General features: G+C 70.3%; 7 protein-coding genes. 6 read left to right on the top strand and 1 reads right to left on the bottom strand.

Annotation, left to right across the window (positions count from 1 at the left end):
* Positions 1-492: 492 nt before the first annotated feature.
* A complete protein-coding gene (gene tyrS / locus ACZ6QQ_RS31065; RefSeq protein WP_465881135.1) occupies positions 493-1,788 on the bottom strand; it encodes a tyrosine--tRNA ligase in 1,296 nt (431 codons plus the stop codon).
* 88 nt (positions 1,789-1,876) lie between these two features.
* Between tyrS and ACZ6QQ_RS31060 the strand changes: the two genes are divergently transcribed.
* The 6 genes from ACZ6QQ_RS31060 (at position 1,877) to ACZ6QQ_RS31035 (ending at position 7,202) form a co-directional block, all read left to right on the top strand.
* Entirely contained in the window at positions 1,877-2,329 is a 453-nt protein-coding gene (locus tag ACZ6QQ_RS31060; protein ID WP_465881121.1) for a PaaI family thioesterase, read from the top strand.
* Positions 2,330-2,631: 302 nt separating this feature from the next.
* Positions 2,632-3,552, top strand: a complete 921-nt coding sequence (locus tag ACZ6QQ_RS31055; RefSeq protein WP_465881120.1) for a sulfite exporter TauE/SafE family protein — start codon at positions 2,632-2,634, stop codon at positions 3,550-3,552.
* A gap of 333 nt (positions 3,553-3,885) precedes the next feature.
* Positions 3,886-4,710: a metal ABC transporter substrate-binding protein gene (locus tag ACZ6QQ_RS31050; RefSeq protein WP_465881118.1), complete on the top strand. Its 825-nt coding sequence runs from the start codon at positions 3,886-3,888 to the stop codon at positions 4,708-4,710.
* Positions 4,703-5,485, top strand: coding sequence for a metal ABC transporter ATP-binding protein (locus ACZ6QQ_RS31045; RefSeq protein ID WP_465881116.1), 783 nt, complete (start codon positions 4,703-4,705; stop codon positions 5,483-5,485). The genes ACZ6QQ_RS31050 and ACZ6QQ_RS31045 overlap by 8 nt, the downstream gene beginning before the upstream one ends.
* Positions 5,485-6,396, top strand: a complete 912-nt coding sequence (locus tag ACZ6QQ_RS31040) for a metal ABC transporter permease (RefSeq protein ID WP_465881115.1) — start codon at positions 5,485-5,487, stop codon at positions 6,394-6,396. The genes ACZ6QQ_RS31045 and ACZ6QQ_RS31040 overlap by 1 nt, the downstream gene beginning before the upstream one ends.
* Positions 6,393-7,202 carry a metal ABC transporter permease gene (locus tag ACZ6QQ_RS31035; RefSeq protein WP_465881114.1) on the top strand — a complete coding sequence of 270 codons (810 nt, stop codon included), beginning with the start codon at positions 6,393-6,395 and terminating at the stop codon, positions 7,200-7,202. The genes ACZ6QQ_RS31040 and ACZ6QQ_RS31035 overlap by 4 nt, the downstream gene beginning before the upstream one ends.
* Positions 7,203-7,316: the final 114 nt, after the last annotated feature.

The raw sequence follows: 7,316 nt of genomic DNA, 5'->3' as shown, positions 1-7,316 counted from the left end.
CCCAATCAAGGGGCCCACAACCCGGGGCTTTTAACCTCGACATTCACACCCAGCGTTCCCGCCCGGCGCTTTAACCACGTTACCCGGTCGTTTCCGCCGAGTCAAACCGAAATTTCCCGGTTTGTCTGACTCATCCCCACGGTAAGCCACGGCGGGTGACCCGCCGTAGAAGTTCCAGAGGGATGTGCAGGCCGTCCTGTCTGCGGTCTCACCCGCACGTCGTCCGGTTCCCTGCCGACCTGCAACCATACCCGGTCGGATGCGCGACGCCAAATCGACCTGCTGAGCAGATCATCCGTGTCGCTCCGCCCGCCAGCCTCGTACCCGGCGGTTGCCGGTCCGAGAGCCTGGAGGTTGTCCCGCAGATCCGGCCTCCCGGTGTTGTTCACACCGTTTCTGTCCGTTCCCCTGCGGGCAGAGAGAAAGTTACGCGCCCGGCGGATTGATCGTCAAATCCGCCGGGCGCGTTCCGCGTCACATCAGCAGACGCGACTAAACGGCCAGCTCGACACCGGCGAAGGTGCGCTTGCCCCGTCGCAGCACCAGGTACCGCCCGTGCAGCAACGACTGCGGCGACACCGTCGCGTCCACATCGGACACGCGCTCGTTGTTGACGTACGCGCCACCCTCGGTGATCGCCCGCCGGGCCTCGTTCAGGCTGCCCACCAGACCGGCCTCCTTGAGCAGTACGGCGACGGGCGGCAGCTCGGCGAGGCGTACGAGTCCGGCCTCGGTGAGTGCGGCGTGCAACGTCTGCGGGGCGAGTGCGTCCAGCGAACCCCGCCCGAACAGGGCCTGGCTGGCGGTGACCGCCTGCCGGGTCTCCTCCTCGCCGTGCACCAGCGTCGTCAGCTCCTCGGCCAACGCCCGCTGGGCGAGCCGGGCCGCCGGCCGTTCCGCCGTCGCCCGCTCCAACTCCTCGATCTCGGCGTGCGAGCGGAAGCTGAAGAACCGCAGGTACTGGCCGACGTCCTGGTCGCTGGCGTTGATCCAGAACTGGTAGAAGGCGTACGGGCTGGTCATGGTCGGGTCGAGCCAGACCGCACCACCCTCGCTCTTGCCGAACTTGGTGCCGTCGGCCTTGGTGACCAACGGGGTCACGAAGGCGTGCACCGGGCCCGCCCCCCGTCGACGGATGTAGTCCACCCCGGCGGTGATGTTGCCCCACTGGTCCGAGCCACCGAACTGCAACTGGCAGCCGTACCGCTGGTGCAGTTCGAAGTAGTCGTGGGACTGCATGAGCTGGTAGCTGAACTCGGTGTAGCTGATCCCGGTCTCCAACCGGGCCCGGACCACCTCGCGGGCGAGCATCTTGTTCACCGGGAAGTGCTTGCCGACGTCGCGCAGGAACTCGACCACCGACATGACGCCGGTCCAGTCGAGGTTGTTCACCAGCTGGGCGGCGTTGTCGCCGGTGTAGCTGACGAACGGAGCCAGCTGCTCCCGGATCCGACCCACCCAACCGGCGATGACCTCGGGCGGGTTCAGCGACCGCTCGGCGCTCTCCCTCGGATCCCCGATCTGTCCGGTCGCGCCCCCCACCAGCAGCAATGGGCGGTTTCCGGCCAGTTGCAGGCGGCGCGCGGTGGTGATCTGCATCAGGTTGCCGACGTGCAGGCTCGGCGCGGTCGGATCGAAGCCGACATAGAACGTCACCGGCCCGGCGGCGAACTGCGTCCGCAGTTCGTCCAGGCCGGTCGAATCCTGGATCAGGCCCCGCCACTGCAGGTCGTCGATCAGCGGTCCCGCTCCGGTCGACCCGGCGGGAGAGGCGCTGCTCTCGGTCACGGTGCTGCTATCGGTCACGGTAGGGATTCTCCCCCATCTCCCCTGATGGGCCCCACCCGGTTAACCCGGCCGGTAGGGTGTCCGGCGGATGATCACCGCCGGAGTTCGTCGGGCCGGTCGAGGTCGAGGAGGAACAGCGGTGGAGTTTTCCGAACTGACCGGTGGTTTCGCCGGGCTGCTCGGCCTGCGGCTGGACGAGGCCTCCGCGCAGCGCGTGGTGATCACTTGGGATTGCCGGCCGGAGCTGCACCAGCCGTACGGGATCGTGCACGGCGGTGTCTACACCTCGGTGGTCGAGACGGCGGGCAGCATCGGCGGCGCGATCTGGTGGGGCAACCGGGGCCGGGTGGTCGGGGTGTCGAACCAGACCGACTTCCTGCGCGCGGTGCGCGAGGGCGAACTGACCGCCGTGGCAACCCCGGTGCACCAGGGTCGCAGCCAGCAGTTGTGGCAGGTCGACATCACCGACGCCGAGGGCCGGCTGGCCGCGCGGGGCCAGGTCCGATTGCAGAACCTGACCCCGGCACCGCCCGCCGGGTAGCCGCCGGCTCCGCACCGCGAACCCACCCCGGCGGTACGCGTACCAGCTGTTGCCGTACCCCGGTCGGATGGCGGCCGTGGCGAGCCGGCGGCTGCCGGCGGACATTGACGTGCCGGCGCCGACGCACGGCCGGCGCGGAACAGCCGAATCGACGATCCCCCTCTCTTGACCCGGGGATCCAGACCGCGCACAATCCCTATCAACTAAGTAGGGAACAGCAACAATTTCGCCCGTGTCCTGTCCTCGCGCCGAATCCCCCAACGCACCGCACTCGGCGACTGACCGCAGGGAAAGGAAACACCGTGCGCAAACTTCTCCTCCTCGCCTTGGTGGGCCTCGGCGCCCAACTCGTGGACGGCAGCCTGGGCATGGCCTACGGCGTCACCTCGACCACCCTGCTCCTGGCCATCGGCACCAACCCGGCCGCCGCCTCCGCGACCGTGCACCTGGCCGAGATCGGCACCACGCTCGCCTCCGGTGCCTCGCACTGGAAGTTCGGCAACGTCGACTGGAAGGTGGTCGCGAAGATCGGCATTCCGGGCGCGGTCGGCGCGTTCGCCGGCGCGACCTTCCTCTCCGGTCTGTCCACCGAGGTCGCCGCGCCGGTGATGGCGCTGATCCTGCTCGCACTCGGCATCTACATCCTGGTCCGGTTCACCGCGTTCGGTATCCCGCGCGACCGGCTCGGCCAGCCGTTGCGCAAGCGGTTCCTCGGCCCGCTCGGTGTGGTCGCCGGCTTCGTCGACGCCACCGGCGGCGGTGGCTGGGGCCCGGTCGGCACGCCCGCGATCCTGGCCAGCGGCCGGATGGAACCCCGCAAGGTGATCGGGTCGATCGACACCAGCGAGTTCCTGGTCGCGATCGCCGCCAGCCTCGGCTTCCTCGTCGGCATCGGCAGCGAGAACATCGACTTCGGCTGGGTGGCCGCGCTGCTGATCGGCGGCGTGATCGCCGCGCCGATCGCCGCCTGGCTGGTCCGGCACATCCCGCCGCGCATCCTCGGCTCGGCGGTCGGTGGCGTCATCATCCTGACCAACACCCGCTCGCTGCTGCGCAGCGACTGGATCGACGCCTCGGACGGCACCCGCTACACCTTCTACGCCGCGATCTACCTGGTCTGGGCCGGGGCGCTGGCCTATTCGATCAAGCAGTACCGGGCCAACCGCGACGCGGAACAGCTCGAATCGGCCAGCGCCGAGCCGCGCCCGACGACGACCGTCTGACCGCAGCCGCCCGACCCCCGGGCGGGAACACGTACGCCGTACCTGCCGCGCCGCCGCGAGGAGTCCGCTCCTCGCGGCGGCGTCGTCGTACGGTCGCGCATTCGACGCATGTTCGGATGCTGATGACTCCATTAGACGATGAAAATGAAAACCGCTAGCGTCTCCGCTGATCGAATGACGGAGGAGGCATTGTTGAGAGCGTCAGCATCCTGGGCGATCCGGGCGGCGATCGCGGTCACGACCGTATATGCCGTGTCCGCGTGCGGTTCCGGAAACGCCGGAACCAATGACGGTACGGCCAATTCACCAACCGATGAACAGAAGCTGTCGGTCGTGGCGACCACTCCGGAGGTGGCCGACTTCGTCCGCAATGTCGGCGGCGACGGGATACGGGTCACCCAGCTGATCAAACCCAACGTCGACCCGCACGAGTACGAGCCGACCCCCGCCGACATCCAGGCCATCGCCACCGCGTCCCTGGTGGTCAAGAACGGTGTCGGCCTGGAGAAGTGGCTCGACCGCACGATCGAGTCGGCCGGCTTCGACGGCACCGTCGTGGACACCAGCCGGGGCGTGACCCTGCGCAAGGGCGATCCCGACGACGAGGAGACGGCCGACGGCGACCCGCACATCTGGCACAACCCACTGAACGCCAAAATCATGGCGGAGAACATCGAGAAGGCGTTCGTCACCGCCGATTCCGGCCGGGCGGAGACGTACCGGAAGAACTATCGGGACTACGCGGCGAAGCTCGACGCACTCGACGCCGAGAACACGAAGAAGTTCGAGGCGCTCCCGGCCGACCAACGCAAGCTGGTGACCAACCACGACGCGTTCGGCTATTACATCGACCGTTACAAACTGCAATTCGTCGGCTCGGTCATCCCGAGCATGGACACCAGCGCCGAACTCTCCGCCGCCCAACTCACCGACCTCGTCGCGAAGATCAGGGCGACCGGCACCAAGGCGATCTTCAGCGAGAGCTCGCTGCCGCCGAAGAGCGCCGAGGCGATCGCCCGGCAGGCCGGCGTCCAGGTGGTCGGCGGCGAGGACGCGCTGTACGGCGACAGCCTCGGCACCGAGGGCACACCGCAGGGCACCTACATCGGCGCGGAGGAACACAACACCGACACGATCGTGCAGGCTCTCGGTGGCTGAGTCGCCCGAGGGCGTACCGGCGGCCGACGTTGCCCTGCGGTTCTCGCGGGCCAGCGTCGGCTACGCCGGTCGTACCGTACTGAGCGGCGTGCACCTGACCGTACGACCGGGCGAGGCACTGGCACTGGTCGGACCGAACGGCGCCGGCAAGTCCACCCTGATCAAGGCGGTCCTCGGCCTCGCCCAGCTGCTCGACGGCTCGCTGACCGTCCTCGGCGAGCCAGCGGTGCGCGCACGCGGGCGCGCCGCGTACGTGCCGCAGCTCGACAGTCTCGACGCCGACTTCCCGGTCTCCGCCGGACAGGTCGTGCTGATGGGGCGCTACCGGCACGCCGGCTGGCTGCGGCCACCGGGCCGGGCCGACCGGCGGCTGGCCGCCGAGGCACTGGACCGGGTCGGGCTCGCCAACCGGGCCCGGACCCGGTTCGGACTGCTCTCCGGGGGTCAGCGGCAACGGGTGCTGCTCGCCCGCGCGATCGCCGCACAGCCGCGCCTGCTGCTGCTCGACGAACCACTCAACGGCCTGGACGCACCGAGCCAGGAGAAGATCCTGCGGGTGCTGGCGACCCTGCGGGCCGACGGGACCGCGCTGGTGGTCAGCACCCACGACCTCGCCGTCGCCCGTGACGCCTGCGACACGGTGTGCCTGCTCAACGGTCGCCAGTACGCCTTCGGCCCGGTCCCCGCAACCCTCTCGCCGGCACTGCTGCGGCAGACGTACGGCCGCCACGCGGTGGAACTCGACGGTGGCGCGACGATGCTGGTCGAACCCTGATGCGCGACTTCCTGATCGACCCGTTCACCGCCCCGTTCATGGCCCGCGCGCTGGCCGAACTGGCCCTGCTGGCACTGATGTGCGGACCGGTGAGCGTGTTCATCTTCGTCCGCCGGCTCTCCTTCGTCGCGGACGCGCTGACCCACACCGTCTTCCCCGGTGTGGTGATCGGTTACCTGGCCGGCGGGATCGAGGGCATCTTCGGCGGGGCACTCGTCGCCGGCCTGGTCACCGCCGTCGCGCTCAGCCTGCTGACCCGGCACGGTCGGCTCGGCGAGGACGCGGCGATCGCGGTCATGCTCACCGCGATGTTCTCCGTCGGCGTCGTCCTGGTCTCCCGGCGGTCGTCGTACACCGCCGACCTGACCTCGTTCCTGTTCGGGCGGGTGCTCACCGTCAGCCGGCCGCAGCTCGTACAGACGGGGGTGCTCGCGGTTGTCGTGCTCGGACTGCTCGCGCTCAGCGCCCGGCTGCTGGTCTTCCGCTCCTTCGACCCGGTCGGCGCGGCAGCTGCCGGCTACCGGATCGGCTGGCTCGACGCCTGGCTGAACGTGATCGTCGCCCTGGTCGTGGTCGCCTCGGTCCGGGCCGTGGGCACCGTGCTGGTGGTGGCCCTGCTGCTGGTGCCGGCGGCGACCGCGCGACTGCTCACCGACCGGCTGCTCGCCATGGCGGTGATCGGGATCGGGATCACCCTGGGCGCCGGCTACCTCGGACTGTTGGCGAGCTGGACCGCCTCGGTCGACCACGGACTGCGGCTCACCTCGGCCTGCGCCGTCGTACTGGCGCTGGTCGCGGCGTACCTGATGGCCCTGCCGGTCGGTCTGCTCCGGGCCCGGCGAGCCCGGCGACGGGTCGGCACCGGGCGCGGTACGGCGGCCGTCGCACCCGCCGGATCGGGGCACCGATGAGCTGGTGGGACGACGTCTTCCACCGGGCCCTGGTGGCGGCGGTGCTGGTCGGCCTGCTGGCCGGGCTGATCGGGGTGCAGGTGGTGCTGCGCCGGCTCTCCTTCTTCACCATGGCGATGAGCCACGCCACCTTCCCCGGTGTCGTCGCGGCCAGCATCATCGGGGTGAACATCTATCTCGGCGGCGCGGTCGCCGGCCTGGTCGTCGCCGTCGGGGTGGCCGCGTTGAGCCGGGCCCGGGGGCAGGACGCCGCCGCCGCGACCGGTGTCATCCTGGCCGGCGGATTCGCCCTCGGGATCGGACTGGTCGCCACCCGGAACGGGTTCAGCCGGGACCTGTCGTCGTTCCTGGTCGGTTCGATCCTCAGCGTGTCCACCGGTGACCTGCTGATGATCGCGACCGTGCTGGGCCTGGTCGCGCTGGTGCTCGCGCTCGGCGGCCGGCCGCTGCTCTTCGTCGGCTTCGACCGGGTCGGCGCCCGCGCCGCCGGCTACCGCCCCGGGCTGGTCGACCTGGTGCTGCTGGTCCTGATCGAGCTGGTGATCGTCGCGCTGGTGCCGGTCGTCGGGACCATCCTGACCCTGGCCCTGGTGGTCGCCCCGGCGGCGGCCGGCCGGGCCTGGTCCGACCGGATCGGCGTGATCACCGCCCTGGCGATGGGGTTCGGCGCGGTCAGCGGCGTCGTCGGGCTGCTCGCGTCGAGCGCGTACGACGTGGCGGCGGGGGCGAGCATCACGCTGGCCGCCACGGCGATCCTGATCCTGTCCCTGGTCGGCGGCAGGTGGCGTACCCGCGCCCGCCGTTGACGCCGTTAACGTGAGACACGGCGGTGGGGGGGGGGGGGGGGGGGGGGGGGGGGGGGGGGGGAGAGGGGGGGGGGGGGGGGGGGGGGGTGGGGGGGGGGGGGGGGGGGGGGGAAA

The organism is Micromonospora sp. NPDC049529 (assembly GCF_055586685.1).
This window is presented reverse-complemented; position numbering and strand designations above follow the sequence as displayed.